The sequence below is a fragment of the Kribbella kalugense genome, assembly GCF_004365875.1.
GTDB classification, from domain to species: domain Bacteria; phylum Actinomycetota; class Actinomycetes; order Propionibacteriales; family Kribbellaceae; genus Kribbella; species Kribbella kalugense.
In genome coordinates this window covers 2,404,493-2,429,654 of the sequence record NZ_SODF01000001.1, presented here as the reverse complement: position 1 = coordinate 2,429,654, position 25,162 = coordinate 2,404,493, and the positions used below count along the sequence as shown (strand labels likewise).

Here is a 25,162-nt window from a genome sequence, read left to right as displayed (position 1 = left end):
GCGAAATCGCTCGGCCGAACTGTCTGTTAAGAACCGCTCGACTGTGAGTTACGCCTTGTGGTTCACGAATGCACATGGTTAACATCCGGATTGTCAACAAAACTACGACCTTCCCGTGAGGCGTGTTGATTTGCGTGCGGTGGGCACTCGGGATGAGGCCGTCAGACGACAGGAGGAAACCGTGGACGCCGAGACCCAGCCCGCCAAGGGCTCCCAGCCGCCCCGGGCAACGCCGACAGTCGAGGTAGAGCAGTCACCCGCAGTACTCAGGAAGGCGATCGCCGCCTCAGCGATCGGGAACGCGACCGAGTGGTTCGACTACGGCATCTATGCGTACGGCGTGACCTACATCTCCGCCGCGATCTTCCCGGGCGACACCCAGAGCGCAACGCTGCTCGCGCTGATGACGTTCGCCGTCTCGTTCCTGGTCCGTCCGCTCGGCGGCCTGGTCTGGGGTCCGCTCGGCGACCGCCTCGGCCGCAAGCACGTCCTCGCGATCACGATCCTGATGATGTCGGGCGCGACCCTGTGCGCCGGCCTGGTGCCGTCGTTCCACACGATCGGCTACTGGGCGCCGGCTCTGCTGGTGGTACTGCGGATGATCCAGGGCTTCTCGACCGGCGGTGAGTACGGCGGTGCCGCGACCTTCATGGCCGAGTACGCACCGAGCCGCAAGCGCGGGTTCCTCGGCAGCTTCCTGGAGTTCGGCACGCTGTCCGGCTTCTCCGCCGGTGCGCTGCTGATGCTGTTCTTCACGCTGGTGCTCAGCGACGACCAGATGCACTCGTGGGGCTGGCGCCTGCCCTTCTTGGTCGCCGCGCCGCTCGGTCTGGTCGGGGTCTACCTCCGGTCCCGGCTCGAGGACACGCCGGTCTTCCGGGAGCTCGAGGCGAAGGGCCAGAAGGAGGAGCAGACCGCGACCCAGTTCAAGGATCTGCTGGCCGGCTACTGGCGTCCGATCCTGCGGCTCGGCGGCATGGTGATCGCGCTGAACGTGGTCAACTACACGCTGCTGACCTACATGCCGACGTACCTGGAGAAGGAGATCGGGCTGAGTTCGGACCAGTCGCTGATCGTGCCGATCATCGGGATGCTGGCGATGATGGTGTTCCTGCCGTTCGCGGGCCGGATGTCGGACCGGGTCGGCCGCAAGCCGCTGTGGTGGGCGTCGCTGGCCGGGCTGTTCGTGTTCGGTACGCCGATGTTCATGCTGATGGGGACGAACCTGGCCGGCGCGATCATCGGGTTCGCCGTGCTGGGGCTGCTCTATGTGCCGCAGCTGGCGACGATCTCGGCGACCTTCCCGGCGATGTTCCCGACGCACGTCCGGTACGCCGGCTTTGCGATCGCGTACAACGTGTCGACGTCGCTGTTCGGTGGTACTGCGCCCGCCGTCAACGACTGGCTCACCGAGAAGCTGGGTAACTCGCTCGTTCCGGCGTACTACATGATGGCCGCCTGTGTGATCGGGGCGATTGCGCTCGTGAGGGTGCCGGAGACTTCACGGTGTCCGATCAACGGCACCGAGATCCCGGGCACCGAGGACGCCCCGCCGCCGGTGGCGTTGGAACCCGAACCCGCTAAGGCCTGAGCCGGGCGCCGGCCCGCTGCTTTCCGGAACTAATTCGCCATCTAGCGCGAGAAAAGTTCCGGAAAGCGCGGGTCGGCGCGCCGGTCAGCCTCAGCGTCAGCCGAGGACGGCCGTGACCGCGTCGGACCAGAGGCCGGCGGCTTCGTCGATCTCGTCGGGGGTGACGACGAGGGCCGGGATGAAGCGGACGACCTGGCCCCAGGCGCCGCAGGTCAGCAGCAGGAGACCCCTCCTAGCTGCCTCCTGCTGTACTGCGGTCGCCGTCACCGGGTCGGGCTTGCCGTCCGCGTCGCGGAACTCGTTGCCGATCATCAGGCCGAGCCCGCGAACGTCGGTGATCTGCTCGTGCTTGTCCGCGACCAGTTGCAATGCCTGCTTGAGCTGGGTGCCGCGGTCGGCCGAGTTCTGCACCAGACCTTCGTCCTCGATCACGTCGAGGGTTGCCAGCGCCGCGGCACAGGCGACCGCGTTCGCGCCGTAGGTACCGCCCTGTGAACCCGGCCAAGCCTTCTCCATCAGTTCCGACGATGCTGCGATTGCAGACAATGGGAAGCCGGACGCGAGGCCCTTCGCGGTGACGAGAACATCCGGTCGCGAGCCGAAATGGTCGCCGCCCCAGAACTTGCCGGTCCGCCCGAAGCCCGTCTGCACCTCGTCAACCACGAGCAGGATCCCGTGCGCGTCGGCGCGTTCCCGCAGTCCGGCGAAGAACCGCTCGTTCGCCGGCACGTACCCGCCCTCGCCGAGCACCGGCTCGACGAAGAACGCCGCGGTGTCGGCCGGCGTACTCAAGGTCTGCAGCACGTAGTCCAACTGACTGAGCGCGAAGTCGGTCGCCTGCTCGACCGGCCAGCCGAAGTGGCCCGGGTCGGGGAACGGCGAGACGTGTACGCCGGACATCAGCGGGCTGAACCCGGACCGGAACTTGGTCCCGGATGTGGTCATCGAGGCCGCCGCCACGGTCCGGCCGTGGAAGCCGCCGTGGAACACGATCACGTTCGGCCGACCGGTCGCCTGGCGGGTCAGGCGGAGTGCCGCCTCGATCGCCTCGCTGCCGGAGTTCGCGAAGAACATCCGGTCGAGGCCGCGGGGGAGAACCCCGCCGAGCCGGTCGACCAGCGTGAGCAGCGGCCGGTGCATGACGGTCGTGTACTGCGCGTGGATGATCTTGCCGACCTGCTCCTGGGCGGCCGCGACGACGCGCGGGTGGCAGTGCCCGGTCGAGGTGACGCCGATGCCGGCGGTGAAATCCAGGTACCTGCGGTCGTCCTCGTCGAACAGTTGCACGCCCACGCCGCGGGCGGCGACGACACCGGTCGCCTGTTTCAGGATCTGCGAGAGCTCGGCCACGGACTTCCCTCCAGTTGTCGGATCGTTGACGAGTCGAATGGTAGATTGTCGACAATCAGCGTATCTCAGGTGTACGGGTCGGTGAAGGGGTGCGAATGAGCGACGAATCCAGCGTGATCGAGGCCGTCGAGAAGCGGCTGTTCATCGATGGGAAGTGGGTCGAGGCGACCCGCGGTGCGACGTTCGACGTCGTCGATCCGTCCACCGGCGAGGTGCTGTGTGCGGTCGCCGACGCATCGCCGGCCGACGGGCGGGCCGCGCTCGAGGCCGCAGTCGCGGCGCAGGCGGACTTCGCCCGGACCTCTCCGCGGGACCGGGCCGACATGCTGATGGCGGCGTACGAGCTGCTGATGGAACGGGCCGACGATCTCGCTCTGCTGATGACGCTGGAGATGGGCAAACCGTTGCCGGAGGCGCGCGGTGAGATCGCGTACGCGGCCGAGTTCTTCCGGCATTTCGCCGGCGAGGCAGTTCGGATCGACGGCGGCTACCAGACCGCGCCGGCCGGGAACGCGCGCTTCCTGATCGCAAAGCAGCCGGTCGGTCCGTGCTTGCTGATCACGCCGTGGAACTTCCCGATGGCGATGGGGACCCGCAAGCTCGGCCCCGCGATCGCGGCCGGCTGTACGAGTGTGATCAAGCCCGCCCACCAGACCCCGCTGTCGATGCTCGCGCTGATGGGCATCCTCGCCGAAGCCGGCGTACCGGCAGGTGCGGTCAACTGTGTCACCGCGATGGACGCGGGCGGCGTGATGGAGCCGCTGATCCGGTCCGGCCTGGCTCGCAAGCTCTCCTTCACCGGCTCGACGCGCGTCGGCCGGGTCCTGCTCGAACAAAGCGCGGAGAAGGTACTGCGGACTTCGCTCGAGCTCGGTGGCAACGCGCCGTTCATCGTCTTCGAGGACGCGGATCTGGACGAGGCCGTGGACGGTGCGATCGCGGCGAAGATGCGCAACATGGGCGAGGCCTGTACGGCGGCCAATCGTCTTTTTGTCCACAATTCGATCATTGACGAGTTCGGTCGTCGGCTGGCGGACCGGATGGGCGCACTGACCGTCGGGCGTGGCACCGAGCCGGACGTGAAGGTCGGTCCGCTGATCGACGCGGCCGGGCTGGAGAAGGTGCGGTCCCTGGTCGCGGACGCGGTCGGTCGTGGAGCGACCGTGCTGACCGGGGGAGAGGTTGCTGCAGGCAACGGGTACTTCTACCCGCCGACAGTGCTGACCGGCGTACCGCGTGACGCGGCGATGGCCGACCAGGAGATCTTCGGGCCGGTGGCCCCGTTGACGCCGTTCAGCACCGAGGAAGAGGTGGTGGAGGCTGCGAACGACACGGAGTACGGCCTGGTCGCCTACGTCTTCACGAACGACCTCCGCCGCGCGCTACGGGTGGCAGAGTCGATCGAAACCGGGATGGTCGGCCTCAATCAGGGCGTGGTGTCGAACCCCGCGGCGCCGTTCGGTGGCATGAAGCAGTCGGGCCTCGGGCGGGAAGGCGGTGCCGTCGGCATCGACGAGTTCCTGGAGACGAAGTACATCGGCATCGCCGTGTCTTGACGGACCTCAGCGGTTGACGAGGCGGGTGATGGCGTCGTCCATGTGGGCGATCAGGAGCTGGTCGGTCCAGGTTTCGTTGCCGGTGCGGATCGCTTCGGCTAGTGCGTAGTGCTCGGCGACGCGGGTGTCGGCGGCTGAGTAGGTCTGCTCCAGGGCGTGGATGCACATCCGGGTCTCGGTGATGAACGTCTGGTGCATCCGCACCAGTCGTGGGCTGCCGGACAGCTGGACGAGCCGTTCGTGGAAGGCGATGTCGAGTTCACTGACCGCGGCCGGATCGCCCTCGGCGACGGACATGTCGTCGACGATGTGGAGCAGCTCCGTACCGGGTCCCTCGGTCTCGCCGCGGAGGATGTTCCGGGCCGCGGCGCGCTCGATCGCCTCGCGCGCCAGGTACATGTCGCGGACGTCGGCCGGCGTCATGTCGATGACGAACAGGCCGCGGTTGCGGATCGAGATCAGCAGACCCTCCTGCGTCAGCCGCTGCATGCCCTCCCGCAGCGGCCCGCGGCTGACCCCGAGCTTGCGGGCCAGGTCGGCCTCGCCGAGCTGCGTGCCGGGCTTGAGCTCGCCGTGACCGATGGCCATCCGCAGCTTGTCGGCGATGATGCTCGGCGTCGACTCCTGCGCCAGCGGCTCGATGTAGTTGGTCACTCCGACTTCCCCCTTGTGGTCCCGCTGAACAGCGTCCCCAGATTTGGCAGATACGGTACCGGGCCGACCAACTCGAGCCCTTTCCAGACCGTCACCTGGTTCGCCGTCAGTACGGGTTTGCCGACTGCGGCCTCCAGGTCGTCGATGATTTCCAGCGTGTGCATCGCGGTGTCGGGCACCAGGATCGCCTCGGCGTCGGGGTGGTCGGCGGCCTTCACCATCGCCACCACTCGCTCCGGCGCGAGCGTCCCGACTTCCGCGGCGGTGATGATGCCGTGGCTGCCCATCGACACCACCTCGACGCCGCCGCCGGTCAGGAACCGGACGAAGTGCTGCGCGACGTCCTCCGGGTACGACGCCGCGACGGCGACCCGGTGGATGCCGAGCCGATTGCACGCGTCGACGAACGCGAGCGAGGTCGACGACGCCGGCACACCGAGCGCCTGAGCGACACCCGAGGCCTGGTTGCGAGCGCCCTCCGGCCCGAACACGAAGCTGCCCGACGTGCACGCCCACATCACCGCGTCGGGCTGGGAGGAGGCGAGCTCGGCAGCGCCCTCGGCGAGCCGCTCCGCCCGGCCGAGGTCGAGCAGGGCGTCGACCCGGTGCGCGTCCTCGCCCACCGAAGTGATCACGACCGGCAGCTTCACCGCTCCGTCGAGTCTGGCCTCGAGCGTCGGGTAGTCGTCCTCAGCACTGTGTCCGGGATAGAGCAGCCCCACCGTGACCATTCGACCTCCTGGCTGATGCGCACCGAAATAGGTAGATTGTCGACAATGCTAAACCCTCAGTACGACGTCGAGCGGTTGGTCGGGGCGTTGCGGCGCGAGCTCCGCGGGGTGGTCGCCGACGATCGGCGGACCCGGGCGCTCTACGCGGCGGACGGCTCGAACTACCGAGCCGTGCCCGACCTGGTCGTCGTACCCGCCGATGCCGACGAGCTGGCGTCGGCCGTCGCACGGACCGCCGCGGCCGGAGCTCCGGTCGTCGTCCGGGGCGGCGGTACGTCGATGGCCGGCAACGCGATCGGCGGCGTCGTGATCGACGCGTCCCGGCACGTGAATCGGATCCTCGAACTCGATCCCACGACCCGGACCGCGGTCGTCGAGCCCGGCGTCGTACTGACCGATCTGCTGGCCGCTGCGAAGCCGCATGGGCTCGCGTTCGGCGCCGACCCGTCTTCCGCGAGCCGGGCGACGCTCGGCGGCATGATTGCCAACAATGCGTGCGGAGCACATTCGGTCGCCTGGGGTACGACGGCCGACAACCTGCGCTCGCTCGAGGTGGTCCTTGCCGACGGCACCCGTCTTACCGCCGACTCCACCGCAGACCGCGCAATCGCCGCCGCCCGCCCCGGTCGTGAGGGTGAGCTCCATCGCGCCCTTCAAGGGTTTGCTGATCGGCATGAGTTGCTGATCCGGCGGCGGTTTGGGCAGTTCACGCGGCAGATTTCCGGATATGCGCTGCATCGACTGCTCCCGGAGTACGGCTACAACCTCGCTGGCCTGCTCTCCGGCAGTGAAGGCGGTTTGGCCGCGACGCTGCGCGCTACCGTTCAGCTGACCGAGTTGCCCAAGGCAAAGGTTTTGTGCGCGCTCGGTTTCGCCGACTCGATCACGTCGGCCGACAGCGTTCCCGTCGTACTGCGTCATGGGCCGCTCACGATGGAGTCCATCAACAGTGATCTGGTCGAACGTCTCCCGACCGAGGTCCGCGACGCAGCGATCCGAGCCGGACTCCCGGCCGGCAACGCTTGGCTGCTGGTCGAGATCGGCGCCGAAGATGAGACCGCCGCGGCCGATGCGGCACGCGTGATGCTGGAGGAGTTGCGGGACTCCGGATCGCCCGCGACCGCGTCCCTCGTGACCGACCCGAAGTCACAGGCGGTGCTGTGGCGCTGCCGGACGGACGCTGCTGGTCTGGCGACCCGTCGCGCGGACGGCGCCGAGGCGTGGGGCGGCTGGGAGGACGCCGCCGTACCGCCGGAGCGGTTGGGTACCTATCTCCGCGGGCTGGACGAACTGCTCGGACGGCACGGCCTGTCGGGTGCGTCGTACGGGCACTTCGGCGAGGGCTGCATGCACATGCGGATCGACTTCGACCTACTCAGTACGCGCGGAATTGCGACGTACCGCGAATTCGTCGAGCAGGCCGCCGACCTGGTCGTCGAGCTCGGCGGCTCGGTGTCCGGCGAGCACGGCGACGGGCGGGCGCGCGGTGAGCTGCTCAGCCGGATGTACGGCGCTGACGGGGTCGCGCTGTTCGCGGAGCTGAAGCAGATCTGGGATCCGAGCGCGGTGATGAACCCGGGGATGATCGTCGAGCCGCCGCCACTCGACCTGGCGATCCGGCACGACGGTCCGGCCAAGGATCGGCATGTGGCCACGCTGTTCGACTACCCGGAGGACGGGCACGATTTCGCCCAGGCGCAGCGGCGGTGCGTGGGGATCGGGAAGTGCCGGCAGAGTTCGGGCGGCGTGATGTGCCCGAGTTATCAGGTCACTCGGGAGGAGCTGCATTCCACGCGGGGGCGGGCGCATCTGTTGTGGGAGATGTTGCAGGGCGATGTGATCAAGGACGGTTGGCGGTCGACCGAAGTACGTGACGGGCTGGACCTTTGCCTGTCCTGCAAGGGATGTCTGTCGGACTGCCCGGTGAATGTGGACATGGCGACGTACAAGGCCGAGTTCACCCAGCACTACTACGCGCGGCGGCCGTGGAAGCGGCCGATGTCGCATTGGTCGATGGGCTGGCTGCCGCTGTGGTCGCGGCTAGCGTCGCGGGCGCCGGGGATCGCAAATCGATTTGCTGGTCTGCAATTGACCAAGCGGCTCGGTGGGATCGCGGCCGAGCGGGAGGTGCCGGCGTTCGCGAGCGAGAGTTTCACGCAATGGTTCGCGCGACGCGGTGGATCGACGGGCGGGCAGAAGGTTGTTCTGTGGCCGGACACGTTCACGAACTACCTGGCGCCGGAGATCGGCCGGGCCGCGGTAGCTGTGTTGGAGGCCGCGGGTTTCGAGGTGGTACTGCCCGCGAAGCCGGTCTGCTGCGGCCTCACCTGGATCTCGACCGGCCAGCTCACGACCGCGCGCCGAGTCCTCGATCGATCCCTGGCCACGCTGGCACCTCATCTCACGGCCGGTACGCCGATCGTCGGCCTCGAGCCCAGTTGTACTGCGGCTCTCCGCCACGACGCACCTGATCTTCTTGCCGACAATCCCCTTGCCGCTGCGGCTGCCGCGAGCACGCGCACGCTCTCCGAACTACTTGTCGAGGCCGACTGGAAGCCGCCGCAGGTCGGGGGAGAGGCGCTCGTGCAGACGCATTGCCATCAGCATGCGGTTCTCGGGTTCGACGCCGACCGCACGCTGATGGCTGCGGCCGGCATCGAGGCGACGGTGCCGGATTCGGGTTGCTGCGGGCTGGCCGGCAACTTCGGTTTCGAGCGTGATCACTACGAGCTGTCGAAGGCCGTCGGCGAACGGGCGCTGTTGCCCGCAGTACGGTCGTTGCCCGATGCAGCCGCCGTACTCGCGGATGGTTTCAGCTGCCGCACGCAGATCGCGCACGGCACCTCTCGCCGGGCCCGCCACCTCGCCGAACTGCTGGCCGCCGCTCTACCCGATTAGCTTGTCAGCCGCCCGACGCAAGCGGGCGACTCCTTCGTGGATGCGGTCCGGAGGGGTCGAGGCGAAGCACAGGCGGAACGCGTCGGTGAACCGGCCGCTGGGGGAGAACGCCGGGCCGGGGATGAACGCGACGCCCTCGGCGAGCGCGACCTCGAACAGTTCGGCGGTGTCGACGCTGTTCTCCAGCGTGACCCAGAGGAAGAAGCCGCCCTCGGGGTCGGTCCATCGCGCGATGTCGCCGAAGTACTTCGTCAACGCGGCGTGCATCGCCTCCTTACGACGCTTGTACTCCGCCCGCTGCGTGACCAGGTGATCCTCGAGGTGGCCGCCCTCTAGAAAGCCGGCGAGCAGTCGTTGCGCGGGGAGGTTGGTGCAGGTGTCCATTGCCTGTTTCGCGTTGATCAACAGGGGTTGTAGCTCCGGGTCGGCGTCGACCCAGCCGACCCGGAGGCCGGGCGCGATGATCTTCGAGAACGTCCGTACGGCGAACACCAGCGGATCGCCGGCGCCGAGCTCACGCAGCGTCGGCAGCTGATCGCCGGCGAACCGGAGCAGGCCGTACGGGTCGTCGTCGATCACCATCGATCCCCACTCGCGGGCCAGGTCGAGCAGTTGGTGTCGTCGTTCGAGCGAGAGCGTCGCGCCGGACGGATTCTGGAACGTCGGGATCGTGTAGATCGCCTTCGGTGTTCGTCCGTCGAGTAGGCGCGGCAGATTGTCAACAATCATGCCGTTGTCGTCGACGGGTACTTCGAGCAGCTCTGCGCCGTACGAGAGCGCGGTCGCGCTGCCGTTGGTGTACGTCGGTGACTCGACAACCACCAGGTCGCCGGGGTCGACGAAGATCTTGCAGAACAGATCGAGGCCCTGCATGCCGCCGGCGGTGATGGTCAGTCGGTCGGCCGTGGTCTCGTCGCTGGTCCCGCGCAGCATCTCCAGCAACGCCGCGTGCAGTGGCGGGTCGCCCTCGGTCGCCGCGTAGTCGTAGGCGTCTGGGCGACTCAGCTGTTCGGCGGCGATTGTCGACAAGATCTTTGTCGGCACGGCTTCGGCGGCCGGCGATCCCATCGCGAACCGGACGATGTCGTGGGTCTGCTTGTGCAGCAGCGACGTACTCGAGTCGATCACCGAACCCACCAGTCCGGCGGCACGTGCGGCGTACGGGAGTGCTGTCACAGAGTTACCTCCTGATCGTCAGTTCGTGGGACAGACCGGTCAGCCGTTCCACGCCGTCCGCGGTGACCACCACGGGTTCGGACAGCTCGTAGCCCCAGCCGTCCATCCACATTCCGAGGATCACGTGGAACGCCATCCCCTCGGCCAGCACCGTGGTCTCGCCGGGGCGCAGGCTGACGGTGCGTTCGCCCCAGTCCGGTGGGTACCCGATTCCGATCGAGTACCCGATCCGGGAGTCTTTGATCAGACCCTGCGCGGCGATCACGTCGTTGAAGGCCGCGTGCACGACGCTGCCCATGACGCCCGCGCGGATTGTTGACAATGTTGCCTGCATGCCATCAGCGACGATCTTGGCGGTCTCGCGCAGCCGTCGCGGCGGGTCGCCGAGCATCACGGTGCGCGCGAGCGGGGCGTGGTACCGGCCGAACACGCCGGCCAGCTCGATCGTGGTCGCCTCGCCGGCCTTGAACGTGCGGTCCGTCCAGGTCAGGTGCGGAGTACCCGCGGCATCGCCGGTCGGCAACATCGGCACGATCGCCGGATAGTCGCCCCCGTGCTCGGGGGTGCCGATCGTCTGCGCGGCAAGGATGTCGGCGACCAGGTCGCACTGCCGGAGACCCGGCTTCAGTTGGTCGAGCGCGATCCGCATCGCGCGCTCCGCGATCGTGCCGGCGATCCGCAGTTGACCCAGCTCGTACGGCGACTTGACCAGTCGGACCCAGTTGACCAGCTCGGCCGAGTCGACCAGCCGGTGTCCGGGCAGACCGTTGCTCAGGGCAAGGTAACCGCGGGCGGTGAAGTAGTGCGCGTCACCCTCGAACGCGACATCCGAACCGGCCGGGACCAGATCCCGGCAGAGCCCGGCGATCCAGTCATAGGGATGGACATCGGGCCGATGGACGAGGTCCTCGGGGTAGCCGTGGACCTGGTCCGCGCGCAGGTTGCATGTGTACGACGCACCCGCTGCATCCATCGCCCGCGCGAACAACTGGACCTCGCCGTCCGCGGGCACCAGCAGGCACTGTGGCGTATAGAACGACCAGGCGTCGTACCCGGTCAGGTAGAAGAGGTTCGCCGGATCGCTGACAATCAGCGCGCCCAGGCCGCGGTCGGCCAGGACGGCGCGGACCCGGGCCAGCCGGTCGGCGTACTCGGTGGCGCCATCCATCAGGCGGCCATCAATCGCTGACCGGCGCCGACTCCGCGGTGACCGGCGAGCTCCAGAGCGGACCACATCGTGACCTGGTTCGCGGTCAGCACCGGTTTGCCGAGCGCGGCCTCCAGTCCTGCGATCACGTCGTACGTCGGGAGGTTGGTGCAGCTGATGAAGACCGCTTCGGCGGCGTCGCTGTCGATGCTGCGGACGAGTTCAACCGTCGTTTCGTACGGCACGGACCAGATCTGCCCGATCAGCCCGAGCCCGGCGGTCCCGACCACCTCGATCCCGGCCTCGGCGAGGAAGACGGTCAGCCCGGCGGTGAGGTCGTTTGTGTACGGCGTAACCGTGGCGATCCGGCTGATTCCGAGACGGTTGAGCGCGAGCAACAGGGCGCCGCTGGTGGTCACGGCGGCCGGGGCGCCTGCGGAGACCATCGCCTGGACCAGAGCAGCCTCGCCGGTCAGTCCGGAGACGAAGCTGCCGAACGTACAGGCGTACGCGACCGCCAGCGGGCCGACCGGGAGAACGTCCATTGTCGACCGGGCGATCATCTGCGGATCTGAGATGTGTACGGCCATCTCGAGGGTCGCCGCCAGCGGTGCGTACGGCGTCCGGGTGACGTGCAGGGTGACGTCGTCGGGGACCCAGCGCCAGAGTTCACGGTCGAGCGCGAAGTCGTAGGGGGCGACCACGCCGATGCCGGTCTGCAGCAGCGGAGGGACCGGGGCCGGCAGCGGGTGGGTGGAGGGGCGCGTACTCATGCGAGTTAGTGTGCGGCCCCGGAAGATTGTTGACAATCCTACTGACGGATTCCTAGCCTCAATGCGTGCCCGCCTCCCCCCAAGACCCCACGACAGCCTCCGCGGGTCGCTCCGCGGCGCCCTCCGCGGACCGGCCCGTGGACCGGCCCGTGGACCGGCTGGCGGACCGGCCCGTGATCGCCGTGCTCTGCGAGCGCGCGAGCGACCGGCCGCCCGGAATTGACGACCTGCCGGTCGACTTCCAGTACTGCGCCGCGGACGGTCTGCGGGACGCCGTCCGGGGAGCGCGGGCACTGATGCTCTGGGACTTCTTCTCGACAGCGGTCCGGGACGTCTGGCCGTACGCCGACAACCTGGAATGGATCCACGTCACCGCGGCCGGAGTCGACACCCTGCTCTTCGACGAACTGCGCGACTCGCCGGTCGTCGTCACCAACGCTCACGGCGTGTTCGACCGCCCGATCGCGGAGTACGTACTTGGCGCGGTGATCGCGCACGCCAAGGACAGCCTCCGCAGCTTCGACCTGCAGCGCGACCACCGATGGCAGCACCGCGAGACCCGCAGCATCCTCGGCGCGAAGGCGCTGATCGTCGGGACAGGCGCGATCGGTCGCGCGACGGCTCGGCTGCTCCGTGCGGCCGGACTCGAGGTCCGCGGCGCCGGCCGGGTGGCTAGGTCGGACGATCCGGACTTCGGCGAGGTGGTTGCCAGCAGCAACCTGGCCGCCGAGGTCGGGTGGGCCGATCACGTGGTCATAGCCGCACCGCTGACGGACGCGACCCGCGGTCTGATCGATGCCGGGGTGTTCGCCGCGATGCGACCGGGCACGCACATTGTCAACATTGCTCGTGGTCCGATTGTTGACAATGCGGCCCTGCTAGCAGCCGTCGGGACCGGACGGATCGCGGCGACGCTCGACGTGTTCGACCAGGAGCCGTTGCCTGCAGATCATCCGCTCTGGGATGCGCCGAACGTGACGATCACCGCCCACATGTCCGGTGACGCGATCGGCTGGCGCGACACCCTCGCGGCACAGTTCGCCGCCAACGTCCGCCGCTGGCTGGCCGGCGAACCCCTGCTGAACGTAGTGGACAAGAAGCTCGGCTACATCCCGACAGGAGATCGATGACGCAGGCAACCGAACTGGTCGAAGGCTATCGGAGCAAGCAGATCTCGCCGGTTGAGGCCACGCAGGCCGCGCTGGACGCGATCGAGCGGTACGACGGTCAGGTGAACGCCTTCGTCCTGGTGGATGCCGAGGGTGCACTGGCCGCTGCGAAAGCGTCGGAGGCCCGGTGGCATTCAGGGGAGCCACTGGGCCCCGGCGACGGGGTGCCGACGTCGATCAAGGACGCATTGTGGACAAAAGGCTGGCCGACAATGCGCGGCAGCACAATGATCGACGCCGCGGGTCCGTGGGACGAGGACGCGCCGTCGGTCGCCCGGCTGCGTGAGACCGGTGCGGTGATTGTCGGCAAAACGACCACCCCTGAGTACTCCTGGAAGGGCGTCACCGACTCCTTCACGTACGGCGCGACGGGCAACCCGTGGGATCCGTCGAAGACGTCCGGCGGCTCGAGCGGTGGTTCGGCGACCGCGGTCGGGCTCGGCATGGGCGTGTGGTCGCTCGGCACCGACGGCGGCGGGTCCGTTCGGATCCCGGCCGCATTCACAGGCACGGTTGCGCTGAAGCCGACGTACGGGCTGATCCCGCTGTTCCCGCCGAGTGCGTTCGGGACGTTGTCGCACGCCGGGCCGATGACGCGGACGGTGCGGGACGCGGCGGCGCTGCTCGATATCGTGACCGGATTCGACTCGCGGGATTGGTCGGCGATGCCGACGCCGGCGACGTCGTTCCTGGCCGGGATCGACGACGGGGTCGCCGGGCTGCGGGTCGGGTTCTCGGCCGATTTCGGCTTTGTCCGCAACGATCCTGAGGTCGAGGCGCTGGTCCGGGCTGCGGTCGGAGTGCTGGCCGACGCCGGGGCCGAGGTGACCGAGGTGGATCCCGGGTTCGCCGATCCGATCGACGCGTTCAACGTGCTCTGGTGGTCCGGTGCCGCCAAGGTGTTGTCGGCGTACATTGTTGACAATCGGGTTGACCCTGGACTGCGCCGGGTCGCCGAGCTGGGTGCGGCATACACGGCCTCCGACTTCCTCGACGCGACCGCAGTCCGGATGGAACTCGGGACTCTGATGGGTCGCTTCCACGAGCAGTACGACGTACTCGTCACGCCGACGCTGCCGATCACTGCGTTCCCGCTCGGGCAGGACGTGCCGGACGGATCGACGTCGCCCGACTGGACGGACTGGACGCCGTACACGTATCCGTTCAACCTGACCCAGCAGCCAGCGCTCAGCGTCCCGTGCGGATTCACGAAGGCCGGTCTGCCCGTCGGTCTGCAGGTCGTCGCGCCTCGGCACGCCGACGCACTCACGTTGCGGGTCGGGCAGGCGTACCAGGCCGCGACCGATTGGCATCAGCGCACACCTATGTTGGAGGCCCAGTGAGCAAGTACATCACCGTCAGCCTGGACAAGCGCGGCGTGAGCTGTGTGGCGAAGCTGCTCGACGACGTGGCGCCGCGCACTTGTACGGCGGTGTGGGACGCGCTGCCGTTGTCCGCGCCGGTGTTCCACGGCAAGTACGCGCGGAACGAGATCTACGCTCTGCTTCCGGCGTTCGCCCCGGCCGATCCGGGCAAGGAGAACACGACGATCACGCCGATCCCGGGTGACCTGTGCTGGTTCTCGTTCGACTCCGATGATCTCGGCAATCCGGCGTACGGGTACGAGAACACGACCGGTACGGGTACGACCGGTGCGATTGTCGACCTTGCGGTCTTCTACGGGCGGAACAATCTGCTGATCAACGGCGACCAGGGATGGGTGCCGGGCAACGTTTTCGGGGCGATCACCGAGAATCTCGAGGAGTTCGCGGCGGCTTGTCAGGATCTGTGGATGGGTGGCGCGCGTGGTGAGACGCTCTCGTTCAATCGGCTTTAGATAAAGGGCTCCTGTAGTTCGGTGACCCAGTCGGCCGGGTCTTCCGGGGTGTCGAGGTAGAGCTCGCGTGCGGGCTCGCCGGCCCGATGACCATTGTCGTTGAACCAGCGGGCCAGTGCCTGCCAGGACGGCAGGACCTGGTCGATCGGTCCGCGGTGCACCAAGGTCGCGGCCCGTACTGCGGGCTGGTCGATCACCTCGAGTCCGTTGAGGTTGCCTCCGGCATCGACTGCGGCCGGGACTGTCGCTCGGACGACGACCTCGTCCTCGGATTCCTGATTGCGTTCGTACAGGCAGGTCAACCGGCCGGACGGGCGTACGTCGGCGTTGGCCAGTCGGCGACCGAGTTCCGCACAGAGCGGGTGCACCACTGGCGTGATGTCGTCCGGCGTGAAGCTCGCCGCCGTCGCGGTCAGACCGACGAGCCGTACGGCGGGTAGCTCCTTCACGACGACATCGGCCGCCGCGACGTCGCCCTCGAGACCGCGTAGCCGCGACTCGACCTGGGCGAGGCGCGCGTAGCTCTCGGCCACAGTCGTCTCCAATTCCGCGCGTCGCATTGTCAACAATGCGCGCATCTCGGCCGGGCCGAGGTTGTCCGCGATCATCGTGCCGACCTGTTCGAGGGAGAAGCCGAGATCTTTGAGCGCGACGATCCGGTTTAGATCGGCGAGCTGGCCGGCGGTGTAACTGCGGTAGCCGGTCGCCGGGTCGACGTACGCCGGGCGCAGCAGACCGAGCGCGTCGTAGTGCCGCAGCATCCGAATCGACACCCGGCCGTGCCGGGCGAACTCACCGATGGCGAACATGGCTGCAGTCAACCAGCCCGCAGTTGATCAGCCAGCAGTTCGGCGAACGTGATCGCCGTGTCGTCCTCATGCCACGGCCCGATGACCTGACCTCCGACTGGCAGCCCATCCGCCGTACGTCCGATCGGCATGCTGAGCGCGGGATGACCGGTCAACGAAGCGTGGGCGATCCAGAACACCTGCGCGTCGTACGGCTGCCCGTCGATCGTCGTCGAGCCGTGCGGGAACGCGACCGTGAAGCTGGTCGGGCAGAGGAACACGTCGACGTCCTCGAAGTACCGCTGCCATTTGGTGCGCGCGATCATCCGTCCGCGCTCGGCCGCAACCAGTTCGTCGACAGTCATCGAGCCTGGCTCACCGCCGTGCAACGCGAAGAACACCCCAACCTGCCGCCCAAACTCCTCGGCCTGCTCACCCGGCTCCACCCCATCCGGCCACCCCTCAACAACCTTCGCCCCACTCCGCGCCAACCGATCTACCGCGCCAGACAGCGCGTCACCAACCTCGCTGGAGACCGGCGCAGCCGGGTGGTCAGTCACTACACCAACACGGAAGTCTTTGAGCTCTCGATGCCGAGGCGGACCAAGCTCCCATGAGTACGGCGCTTCGGCCCGGAGTTGCCCGGCGTACGGCGCGTCGGGGCCGGCGGTTGCTCGGAGTGCGATTCGTAGATCGTTGGCGGAGCGGGCGAGGGGGCCGATTGTTGACAGATTGGGGAGTTCGCTCGGCAGGTACGGCGTACCGGGGACTTGGAAGCCGCGTTGTAGGACGAGGCCGTTCGTGGGCTTGAGTCCGTACACCCCGCAGTACGCCGCCGGCAGCCGAATCGAGCCGACCAGGTCCGAGCCGTACTCCAGGTACGTGAGCCCCGCGGCCAGCGCGGCCGCCGCACCGCCGCTCGAACCGCCCGGCGTCCGGCCGAGGTCCGCGGGGTTGTTCGTCCGCCCGTAGACCTCGTTCACGGTCTGCCCGAAGTCCGCGAGCATCGCGTGAACGTTGCTCTTGCCAACCACGATCGCCCCCGCCTGCTGCAGCCGTTCCACAACAGCCGCGTCCCGCTCGGCGACGTACTCCGCAAACGCCGGATTCCCCCAGGTCGTATGCATCCCCGCAACATCGAAGCAGTCCTTAACCGTCACCGGCACCCCATGCAACGGCCCCACCCCCCGCCTGCCACCCACACCCGCGCCCACCGAAGCGCCCACCGCCGCACCCACCGCCGCGTCAGCCCGCTCTAGCGCCGCGTCGGCCTCGTCCGCTGCTGCCAACGCGTACTCCGGCCGGACCTCCACCACCGCATTCACCTCGGTGTCCGCGGCGATCCTGGCCAACATCTGCTCGGCCACCTCACGCGAAGTCACCTGCCGCGTGCGAATCCGCTCTGCAACCTCTGCAGTCGTCATCATCATGCGGCTGGTCTACGACCTAACACAGTGTCAGAGTCAAGGCACAGCCCCGCCGAGGATCACCCGCCTCACGCACTCGTCGACCGAGGGACATTCCCTCCGAGCGCGCGAACGGGTAGGCGGCGGCCAGGCGCCGGTTCTCGCCGGCCCCGACCCGCAGGCCCTGGCTCCGCATCGAACCCCTCAGTTGTTGTGGGCCGAGACACCTTCTGGCGGCGTGAAACCTGAAATAGCAGGTCTCACGCCACGGCTTCCTGTCTCAGCTCCCCGCATCCTGTCTCCGGTCCCCACAAGTTGTCTCAGGTCATCAGAGGCGAGTCAGGTCAGCGAGCCGACTCAGCGACGGTTCCGCTGGAACTTGTGGCCGGTGCGTCCGGGTTCCTGCTGAATCGGCCCCTAGGTGAGGAGACGGAGTGCCGCGAGGGTGTACGTGCGGGCTGCCGTGAGCAGCTCCGCGACAGGCACAGACTCGTCCGCGCGATGGGCCTGCCCAGTAACCGAGCCCGGCCCAAGAACGACAACAGGTACGCCGAGATCCCGGTCGACGTACCCTCCGTCGCACGCCGCGGTCCACCCGGCCAGTGGCATCTGCTGACCGCCGCTGTCCAGCCGCGCGGCCTCAGTCACACGAACCAGCTCAGCGTCTGCGGGAGTCTCGAAAGCAGGCATCTCCATCGGCATGGCGAGCTCAACGGCGAGGCCGCGGTCCTCGAGCCGGAGCGCGTTCACGCGACGCCCGAGATCGGCGAGGACCTCGGCGGGGGACTCACCGGGAAGGAGGCGGCGGTCGGCGACGACCACGCACTCGGCGGGGACGATCGAGCCGCCAGTGCCACCGTTGATCTGGCCGACGCTCCAGGTCGCGGGTCCGAGCAGGGGATGGGGTGCGGTCGCGAGTTCCGCGTGCAGGCGTTCGATCTCCGCGACGACGGCAGCTGCGCCGTAGATCGCGTTGGCGCCGCCGTCCGGGTTGCCGGCGTGCGAGGCGCGGCCGTGTACGGCGACCTGGAGGTAGGAGTCACCACGGGCCGCGATGATCGTCTGCAGATCGGTCGGCTCGGCGGTGATGCAGCCGACGTACTGACGGGACGGCCTGCTGGACAACGGGCCGGCGGCTGAGCCACCCCTCGCCCCTGTCCTTTCCGCTTCGAGTCTATCGGCGAAGCCTCGATCCGAGTCCGAGTTATCCACAGCCGACCCGTTCGAGGCGATGTACGCGCGGATGCCTTTGCCGGTTTCCTCCTCGTCGACGACGGCGGCGAGTTCGACGGGGCCGGACAGCGTGGTGCCGCGGAGGGCGGCGAGGGCGATCAAGGCTGCGGCCAGGCCGCCTTTCATGTCGGAGGCGCCGCGGCCGTAGACCCGGCCGTCGCGGAGGAGTCCGCCGTGAGGGTCGACCGTCCAACCTTCGCCGACAGGGACGACATCGGTGTGGCCGAGGAGCAGCAGGCCGGGATTGTTGCCGCCGGCAAGCGTGATGGAGACGTTGTCCCGGCCCGGTTCGACGGACGACGTCGCGACGTCGAGCCCAAGGTCCCGAGCCGCCGCGGTGAGGACGGCCACTGTGGCGGCCTCCTCACCGGGCGGGTTCTGCCCGGGCGCGCGGACCAGATCCTGGGTGACCCGGACCAGCAGGTCCTCGTCGATCCGGTCCAGCACCTTCTGTTCGGCGGGTGTCAGGCTCATGCCCACCAACCTTAGGGCGCTCAGCTCCCGGACAAGTAGGCCCGCCAGCCGCCGAACGCCGTGATGTCACGCGCCGGGTCCGCGGCATCCGCCGTACAGACGAAGCCGAGTACCTGCTGACCGTCCGACAGCTCGAGTGGCCCGATAGCCAGCGGCGGATCGATCGTCGCCGCGAACCCGGCCAGCTCGGCCGACGGCAGTCGCCACACCTCCACCTCGATCCCAGGACCGTCAGCACCCCGCAGAGTCCGGGTCAGCCCGGGACGCGGTCCGTCGACGAGATACATCCGGTACGACGAAGCGGTCCGTGCCGTGAACGCGAGCCGGGCTCCCCGCCGTACCAGCTGATCGTTGAGCGGCTGTCCGGACAGGTGTGCGCCCGCGACCGCCAGCAGCACGTCGCTGTCCACGGAATGCGGCGGCACTGTCTCACCACACCACTCAGCCGCGAGGTCGATCAGCGAGAGGTCGTGACCAGCCGGCGCGAGGAGCTGAATCCCGAACGGCAGACCGTCGGCTCGATCCGAACCTGGGAACGCGACCGCGCACAGATCGAGCAGGTTCACCATGTTCGTGAAGCGACCGAGGCGACTGTTCACGCCGATCGGATCGGCCGCCACCTCGGCCAGCGTGGGATGCCCGGGCGTCACCGGCAGGAGCAGCGCGTCGACCTGCGTCCACAGCGGCTCACTCGCGCGAGCCAGCGTGGCAAGCCGGTCGAAGCCGGCGAACGCAGCGGCCGCGGTCAGCGCCGCGCCGCCCCGTACGATCGTCCGCACGGTTGGGTCGACCGCCGGATCGTCGTCGAGCTTGTCGCCGAAGGCCAGCCACCGCTCGGCCAGCCACGGCCCGGAGTACAGCAGGTCGGCCGCTTCGAGCAACGGCCGCACATCCACCTTCACGATCTCACCGAGGCGATCAGCCTCGGCGAGGGTCTCCTGCCAGGCCGCCTCATGCAGCGGATCCAGCTCCAACCCCACATCCGGTACGCCGATGACGCGACCACCCCGAGGCCGAGGCAGCTCGTCCGCCCGGCGCGACCAGGCGTCGTCCGGGTCGTAGGCGACCATCACGTCGTACGCCGCCCGCGCTGTGGCCACTGTCCGAGCCATCACGGTCACGCAGTCGAGCGATCGGCAGGCAGGTACGACGCCGCGCGCGGACACGAGCCCACGACTCGGCTTGATGCCGATCAGCCGGTTGAACGCAGCCGGTACCCGCCCGCTCCCTGCCGTGTCCGTGCCGAGCGCGAAGTCGACCTGGCCACTCGCCACAGCGACCGCACTGCCCGAGCTCGATCCGCCTGAGACATGGCGTTCGGAGAAGACCGAGTGACAGGCGCCGTACGGCGATCGCGTGCCGACCAACCCGGTCGCGTACTGGTCGAGGTTCGTCTTCCCCAGCGGTACGGCGCCGGCGGCGATCAGCCGATCGACAACAAACGCATTGTCGACAACAGGACGCGAGTTCCGCGGGTCCCCAGCCGTCGTCGGCACGCCCGCGAGGTCGATGTTGTCCTTGAGCGCCATCGTCAGCCCGTGCAACGGTCCGGGCGCCGGCTCGATCGGGTCGACCCGGGTGATCCACTCGTTGTTCATGCGCCCCACCGTGCCCGTTCGGCGTCAAAGGCGGCGCGGCGTCTGGCGCGCAGCGTCGCGATGTCCACAGGTGCCTCCTGCTCGATCCGTCGTACGTCGGCGATCGAGAACGTCGCCGGTGCGGTCTTCAGATCCGCCCGCCCAACGGCGATCTCGGCTCGTTCGTGGGCGAGTTGCTCCGCGGTGACCGGCGTGAACCTGATCAGGTCGAACTGCCTCAGCAACCAAGGCTGCTCGTCGGCGGGGGAGAGCCGCCAGACCGGGACCGTGCGCCCGACCAACTGGTACCCGCCCGGTCCCTCCATCCCGTACACGCACAGGTAGATCCCACCGATCCCGACCGCGTTCTGCGGCGTCCAGGTCCGGGCCGGGTTGTACTTCGTGGTGACGAGCCGATGCCGCGGATCGATCGGTACCGCGACCGGCGCGCCGAGATAGACGTCGCCGAGACCGACCACCAGGTACGTCGCGGCCTGGATGATCTCGAACACCTCGTCCCGGGCGTCGAGATCGTTGACCCGCCGGATGAACTCGACGTTGTCCGGGCACCACGGCGCGTCCGGGCGGACCGAAGTGGCGTAGCGGCGCATCGCCTCGTGCGCCTCCGGGTGGTCGAACGCGATCGGCAGCACCACCTCTCGCGCCGGCAGCACCACCGTCTCGGGATCGTCCAACCCAGCAGCGAGGAACGCGAGCCGCTGCGCGAGTGCGATCAGCGTGAGCCGAGACGAGTCGACCGCCACGAGGAGAGACCGCACGCCTTCGACGATCTCCGCGACGCCGACCGGCTGGTTGTCCCGCAAGGCCTGCGCCAGCAGGTGGATCCAGACGCGGACAGTGAGGTCGAGCTCGGCCGGTCCTGCTTCGACGAGCAAGTGCCGCTCCCCGGCGCACCTGATTGTGTACGGCGGCGCCGTGGCGGACCGCTCGCCGTGGTGCAGGACCTCGGGGCGGTCCGGCGCACCGGTCCAGGGAGCGACCGACCTTGGCTCCTGGCGCAGGTCGGTCAGCCAGCGACGCCGATCCTCGATCGCCTGCGTCGCTGCAACTAGTGTCACGGGGACTAGTTGCACTGAGTCGCCCGCGCGGAGTTGACCGAGCATCCACCGGTCGGCCTCGATGACGACCGCGGGTACGACGAATCCGCCGAGCGACGGCCCGTCTTTGCCGACGATGACCGGGGTGTCACCGGAGAGCATGATGCCGCCGACCGGGTACGCCGAGTCGTGCACGTTCGACGGATGCAGACCGGCTTCACCACCGTCGGTCCGGGCCCAGCCGGGGGTCGGACCGATCAGCCTGACCCCCGTCCGATCGGATCGATGGTCGACAATCCAATCGTTGGCAAAAAACGCGTTGGCCCCTTCGGCCGTGAGATGTTCCGGCGCGCCGTGGGGTCCGGGGATGACGCGCAGCTGCCAGGAGTCCGACATCGTCGGCAGCTCCACCGAGAGCGGGGTGAGCAGGTTCTCCCGCCGGCCGAGCGGAAGCCGGTCGCCGGCCGCGAGCGGCTTGCCGTCGTGGCCGCCGAACCCGCCGAGGATAAAGGTCGAACGGCTGCCGAGTACGCGCGGCACGTCGAGCCCGCCCTGGATCGCCACGTATCCGCGCATCCCGGGACCGTCGAGCTGGCCGACGTCCAGCACAGCACCGGCCGGCCACCGGACGACCATCCCTGGTCTGATTCGCAGATTGTCGACAGTCGCATTGCGGACAGCGCCGCCCACGCAGATCAGTCGATCCTCGTCGCAGGTCAGGACCGGTCCGGCGAGCACACACTCCAGTCCGGCCGCGGTGTCCGGATTGCCGACGGCGGCGTTGACCAAGGCGAAGGCGAGTTCGTCGGCGGCTCCGGACGGCGGTACGCCAACGTCCCACAGGCCTGGCCGGCCGGCGAGATCCTGCACTGTGGTTTGAGTGCCTGGGGCAACAACTGTGATGAGGGCCAACGTCACCACCAGCCCAGTAGCTGGATCGGCGTGGGATTCCAGCCGTTGCAAGGATTGTTGACCTGCGGACAATTGCTGATCAGCACGAACAGGTCGCGGCTCGCCGTCAACTCGACGTACTTGCCTGGGGCGGACAGACCGTCCTCGAAGGTCAGGCCGCCGCTCGACGTCACCGGCACGTTCATGAAGAAGTTGACGTTGTGGGTGAGCTGACGCTGGCCGATGCCGACCTTCGCTCCATACCGCAGGAACGTCTGTCGGCAGGCATGCTGATGCCGGGTGAACTCGCCGTACCGGATGACGTTGCTCTCCTGTGAGCACGCGCCGCCGACGGTGTCGTGCCGGCCGCAGGTGTCGTCGGTGATCACGGCGAGTTCGTCCCGCCTGGTCGAGACCAGGCGGGACCCGGTGGTCAGAAACACTGCCCGCTGCTCGCGGATCGTGTCGAACGCGGAGTAGCGATTGTCGATGTCGTGGGCGTCGTAGAACAACGTGTCCACGGCCTGATTGCCATGCAGGTCGACAATCTGCAATCGTCCGCCCGCCGGCACGGTCACGAGTGCGCCGTCGCCGGCTTCCACCACGGTGTCGAGGGCAACGGTCGTTGCGGTGACGGTCATCCGATCAGCTCCCGAGTCAGCCGCAGCGCGCGGACCGCTTCGTCGCGGAGGTCGGGATCCTTCACGTTTGCAGGGGTTTCGAGCTGCACTGCGACACTCGCGGCGGGCTCGTCGGACAGCGGATGGGGTGCGGTCGAGATGAAGATCAACAGGTCTTGGTCGGCTCGGAGCGTGACCGTGTCACCCGCGTGGGCGTGGTCGGGAATGAACGCGAGCGACGCGCGGGGGTCGTCCGCGACGGCGACCTTGCTGAAGAAGTTGATGCAGGCGTGCAGGTCGGTCTCGCCGAAACCGTGCTTGATGAGTTCGAGAAGGAGGAGCCGGCTGGGGAACGCGCCGGTGAGGCAGTCGTGCCAGTCGAGGCTCGAGGCAGTGACGGTCGCCAGTGCGAGGCCGCGGTCGGACATCAGCACCATGCCAGGCTTGATGCGTGCCGACATCTGGGACTTCAACGTGTCGGGGATGTTGAGGCGATCGAGGCGGTCGGCGCCGATGATGAGCATCGACGCGTTCGCGCCGTCAGCCAGTGCGGTCAGTGTGATGGTGCGGCCCGCACGAACCGGCGCAGACCACGCGGCATCCCCCGGGATCTCGTGTGCATGCGCGATCATGCGCTGGCTCCTTCTGCTTCCACTGCCGGGGTGGCGGTGCGCGTGGCTACGCCGATCGAGGCGTAGTACGCGCTGCGTTGGGCGCGGAAGGCCAGGAGTCCGCCGGCGGCGACGATGGCGAGCGTGATCAGCGGAAGGTAGTGCAGGTACCAGCCGTCGCCGGCCGGGTCGTACACCTCGGCGCGCGGCCAGCCGAGGTTGATCGCCATCGCGAGCCCGTAGGCGACCGCGACAATGTTGACAATCAGACCGAACCGCCCGAGCGAGAACAGCGGCCGGCCGTTCTCATCCACACCGGCGGGCAGTCCGCCGCCGGTCAGGCGTCGTACCAGGAACGGCGTGGTGACCATCAGGTACGCGACGTAGAGCAGCATGATGCAGACGCTGGCGAGGCCGAGGAACAGGCCCGCGTTCCCCACGTTCACGACCAGGCAGAAGGCGGCCAGCACACCTGGTACGACGGTCGCCGCTACCGGTGTACCGGTGCGCTCGGACACCTTGCGCAGTTGACGCGAACCCGGCAGGACGTTGTCGCGTGCCATCGAGAAGATCATCCGGGCCGCGGCGGTCTGGATCGCGAGCGTGCACACGCAGACCGCGAGCGCGACGTCGAGCAGCAGCAGCTTGCCGGGCGTCGTACCCAGCCGGCTGGTCAGCACGTAGGGGAGACCCTGGGTGGCTAGGTTTCCGTCGGTCAGCGACGGCGCGGCCATCAGCGCCGCGACGATCAGGAACGCACCACCGATGCCGGAGGCAACGACCGCGCGGAGGATCGTCCGGGGCGTCGTCGCACGCGGCTTGTGCGTCTCCTCCGACAGCTCGCCCGCGCTGTCGAACCCGACCAGCACGTACGCCGCCATCAACGCCGAGATCAGCAGCGGTACGACGTACCCGGTCGTGCTGTCCAGGTTCGTGGTGTGCAGTACGACGGACGGACCGCGCTCGGCGCGGGTTGTCAACAATATGACGATCAGAACGACGCCAATCAGCTCACACGTCACGCCGACCGAGTTGACGAGCGCGGTGACCCGCACGCTGGTCGCGTTCAGCACGGTCGTCGCGACGAGCAGCAGACAGCCGAGGAGTACGGCGTTCGCGGCGCCGTCCTTCGACGCCAACGCAGAATCAGTGCCGACCAATTGGAATCCGGGCCAGACCGCGGGCAGCACGACCTGCAGCGCGATCGCAGCGGTGGCCAGCGTGATGATCTGTGCGATCACCATCGTCCAGCCCGCGAACCAGCCGACCACGGCGCCACCGAGACGACGAGCCCACTGGTAGATCGCGCCCGACAACGGATACCGCGCGGCGAGTTCGGCGAAGCACAACGCCACCATCAACTGGCCGGCCAGGACGGCAGGCCAGGTCCAGAAGAACGCCGTACCGCCGAAGCCGAAGCCCAGTCCGAACAGCTGGAAGACAGTGGTCAGGATGGAGACGAACGAGAAGCCGGCCGCGAACGACGCGTAGCTGCCGACCCGGCGTGAGAGCTGCTGGGCGTAGCCGAAATGGCCAAGGTCCCGTGCGCCCAATTGATCGGTGGTCAAGGTTTCGGGGTTTGCTGACATTCCGGCCTCCGCTGGGGATCAGGCCCGGAATGC

20 protein-coding genes are annotated in these 25,162 nt (G+C 68.2%); 6 read left to right on the top strand and 14 right to left on the bottom strand.

Annotated features, from left to right (window positions below):
• The first annotated feature begins 181 nt into the window (after positions 1-181).
• Complete coding sequence (locus tag EV650_RS11430) at positions 182-1,591, top strand: MFS transporter (protein WP_134118068.1); 1,410 nt, start codon at positions 182-184, stop codon at positions 1,589-1,591.
• Between the two features lie 96 nt (positions 1,592-1,687).
• Here the strand turns inward: EV650_RS11430 and EV650_RS11425 are convergent, their stop codons facing one another.
• Positions 1,688-2,941: an aspartate aminotransferase family protein gene (locus EV650_RS11425; protein ID WP_134118066.1), complete on the bottom strand. Its 1,254-nt coding sequence runs from the start codon at positions 2,939-2,941 to the stop codon at positions 1,688-1,690.
• A 95-nt stretch (positions 2,942-3,036) separates the two neighbouring features.
• Here EV650_RS11425 and EV650_RS11420 point away from each other — a divergent pair, with 95 nt between their 5' ends.
• Entirely contained in the window at positions 3,037-4,497 is a 1,461-nt protein-coding gene (locus EV650_RS11420; protein WP_134118063.1) for an NAD-dependent succinate-semialdehyde dehydrogenase, read from the top strand.
• Between the two features lie 6 nt (positions 4,498-4,503).
• Here EV650_RS11420 and EV650_RS11415 read toward each other — a convergent pair whose 3' ends face one another.
• Both EV650_RS11415 and EV650_RS11410 read right to left on the bottom strand, forming a co-directional pair.
• On the bottom strand, positions 4,504-5,151 hold the full coding sequence (locus EV650_RS11415) for a GntR family transcriptional regulator (protein WP_134118061.1): 648 nt from the start codon (positions 5,149-5,151) through the stop codon (positions 4,504-4,506).
• Positions 5,148-5,882, bottom strand: coding sequence for a maleate cis-trans isomerase family protein (locus EV650_RS11410; protein WP_166678083.1), 735 nt, complete (start codon positions 5,880-5,882; stop codon positions 5,148-5,150). Before EV650_RS11410 ends, EV650_RS11415 begins: the two co-directional genes overlap by 4 nt.
• A gap of 45 nt (positions 5,883-5,927) precedes the next feature.
• On the opposite strand from EV650_RS11410, the gene EV650_RS11405 reads away from it, so the two are divergent.
• Positions 5,928-8,780 carry an FAD-binding and (Fe-S)-binding domain-containing protein gene (locus tag EV650_RS11405; protein ID WP_134118058.1) on the top strand — a complete coding sequence of 951 codons (2,853 nt, stop codon included), beginning with the start codon at positions 5,928-5,930 and terminating at the stop codon, positions 8,778-8,780.
• Here EV650_RS11405 and EV650_RS11400 read toward each other — a convergent pair.
• From EV650_RS11400 to EV650_RS11390, 3 genes are read right to left on the bottom strand one after another with little or no spacing between them, the layout of a single operon-like run.
• Positions 8,769-9,956, bottom strand: coding sequence for an aminotransferase-like domain-containing protein (locus EV650_RS11400; RefSeq protein ID WP_134118056.1), 1,188 nt, complete (start codon positions 9,954-9,956; stop codon positions 8,769-8,771). The two genes, EV650_RS11405 and EV650_RS11400, sit on opposite strands and share 12 nt — an antisense overlap.
• 4 nt (positions 9,957-9,960) lie before the next feature.
• The gene (locus tag EV650_RS11395) at positions 9,961-11,124 is read right to left on the bottom strand and encodes a M24 family metallopeptidase (protein ID WP_134118054.1); all 1,164 of its coding nucleotides are present in this window, start codon (positions 11,122-11,124) and stop codon (positions 9,961-9,963) included.
• Positions 11,124-11,876, bottom strand: coding sequence for a maleate cis-trans isomerase family protein (locus tag EV650_RS11390; RefSeq protein WP_202874464.1), 753 nt, complete (start codon positions 11,874-11,876; stop codon positions 11,124-11,126). The genes EV650_RS11395 and EV650_RS11390 overlap by 1 nt, the downstream gene beginning before the upstream one ends.
• Before the next feature lie 137 nt (positions 11,877-12,013).
• Between EV650_RS11390 and EV650_RS11385 the strand changes: the two genes are divergently transcribed.
• The 3 genes from EV650_RS11385 to EV650_RS11375 are packed head-to-tail and all read left to right on the top strand — an operon-like array spanning position 12,014 to position 14,882.
• Entirely contained in the window at positions 12,014-13,006 is a 993-nt protein-coding gene (locus EV650_RS11385; RefSeq protein ID WP_238174149.1) for a D-2-hydroxyacid dehydrogenase, read from the top strand.
• Complete coding sequence (locus EV650_RS11380) at positions 13,003-14,388, top strand: amidase (protein ID WP_134118052.1); 1,386 nt, start codon at positions 13,003-13,005, stop codon at positions 14,386-14,388. The genes EV650_RS11385 and EV650_RS11380 overlap by 4 nt, the downstream gene beginning before the upstream one ends.
• Entirely contained in the window at positions 14,385-14,882 is a 498-nt protein-coding gene (locus EV650_RS11375; protein WP_134118050.1) for a DUF3830 family protein, read from the top strand. Before EV650_RS11380 ends, EV650_RS11375 begins: the two co-directional genes overlap by 4 nt.
• Here EV650_RS11375 and EV650_RS11370 read toward each other — a convergent pair.
• The 8 genes from EV650_RS11370 to EV650_RS11335 form a co-directional block, all read right to left on the bottom strand.
• Positions 14,879-15,691 (bottom strand): MerR family transcriptional regulator, encoded by an 813-nt coding sequence (locus EV650_RS11370; protein ID WP_134118048.1) that lies wholly within the window; start codon positions 15,689-15,691, stop codon positions 14,879-14,881. The two genes, EV650_RS11375 and EV650_RS11370, sit on opposite strands and share 4 nt — an antisense overlap.
• 8 nt (positions 15,692-15,699) lie before the next feature.
• Complete coding sequence (locus tag EV650_RS11365; RefSeq protein WP_134118045.1) at positions 15,700-17,100, bottom strand: amidase family protein; 1,401 nt, start codon at positions 17,098-17,100, stop codon at positions 15,700-15,702.
• A gap of 393 nt (positions 17,101-17,493) precedes the next feature.
• A complete protein-coding gene (locus tag EV650_RS11360; RefSeq protein ID WP_202874462.1) occupies positions 17,494-18,783 on the bottom strand; it encodes a M20 family metallopeptidase in 1,290 nt (429 codons plus the stop codon).
• Positions 18,784-18,803: 20 nt separating this feature from the next.
• On the bottom strand, positions 18,804-20,381 hold the full coding sequence (gene atzF / locus EV650_RS11355; protein WP_134118043.1) for an allophanate hydrolase: 1,578 nt from the start codon (positions 20,379-20,381) through the stop codon (positions 18,804-18,806).
• Complete coding sequence (locus EV650_RS11350) at positions 20,378-22,336, bottom strand: 5-oxoprolinase/urea amidolyase family protein (protein ID WP_255512077.1); 1,959 nt, start codon at positions 22,334-22,336, stop codon at positions 20,378-20,380. The genes atzF and EV650_RS11350 overlap by 4 nt, the downstream gene beginning before the upstream one ends.
• Positions 22,333-22,950, bottom strand: coding sequence for an urea amidolyase associated protein UAAP2 (locus EV650_RS11345; protein ID WP_134118041.1), 618 nt, complete (start codon positions 22,948-22,950; stop codon positions 22,333-22,335). The genes EV650_RS11350 and EV650_RS11345 overlap by 4 nt, the downstream gene beginning before the upstream one ends.
• Positions 22,947-23,561: a DUF1989 domain-containing protein gene (locus EV650_RS11340; RefSeq protein WP_134118039.1), complete on the bottom strand. Its 615-nt coding sequence runs from the start codon at positions 23,559-23,561 to the stop codon at positions 22,947-22,949. Before EV650_RS11340 ends, EV650_RS11345 begins: the two co-directional genes overlap by 4 nt.
• Complete coding sequence (locus EV650_RS11335; RefSeq protein ID WP_134118037.1) at positions 23,558-25,129, bottom strand: amino acid permease; 1,572 nt, start codon at positions 25,127-25,129, stop codon at positions 23,558-23,560. The genes EV650_RS11340 and EV650_RS11335 overlap by 4 nt, the downstream gene beginning before the upstream one ends.
• Between the last annotated feature and the right edge of the window lie 33 nt (positions 25,130-25,162).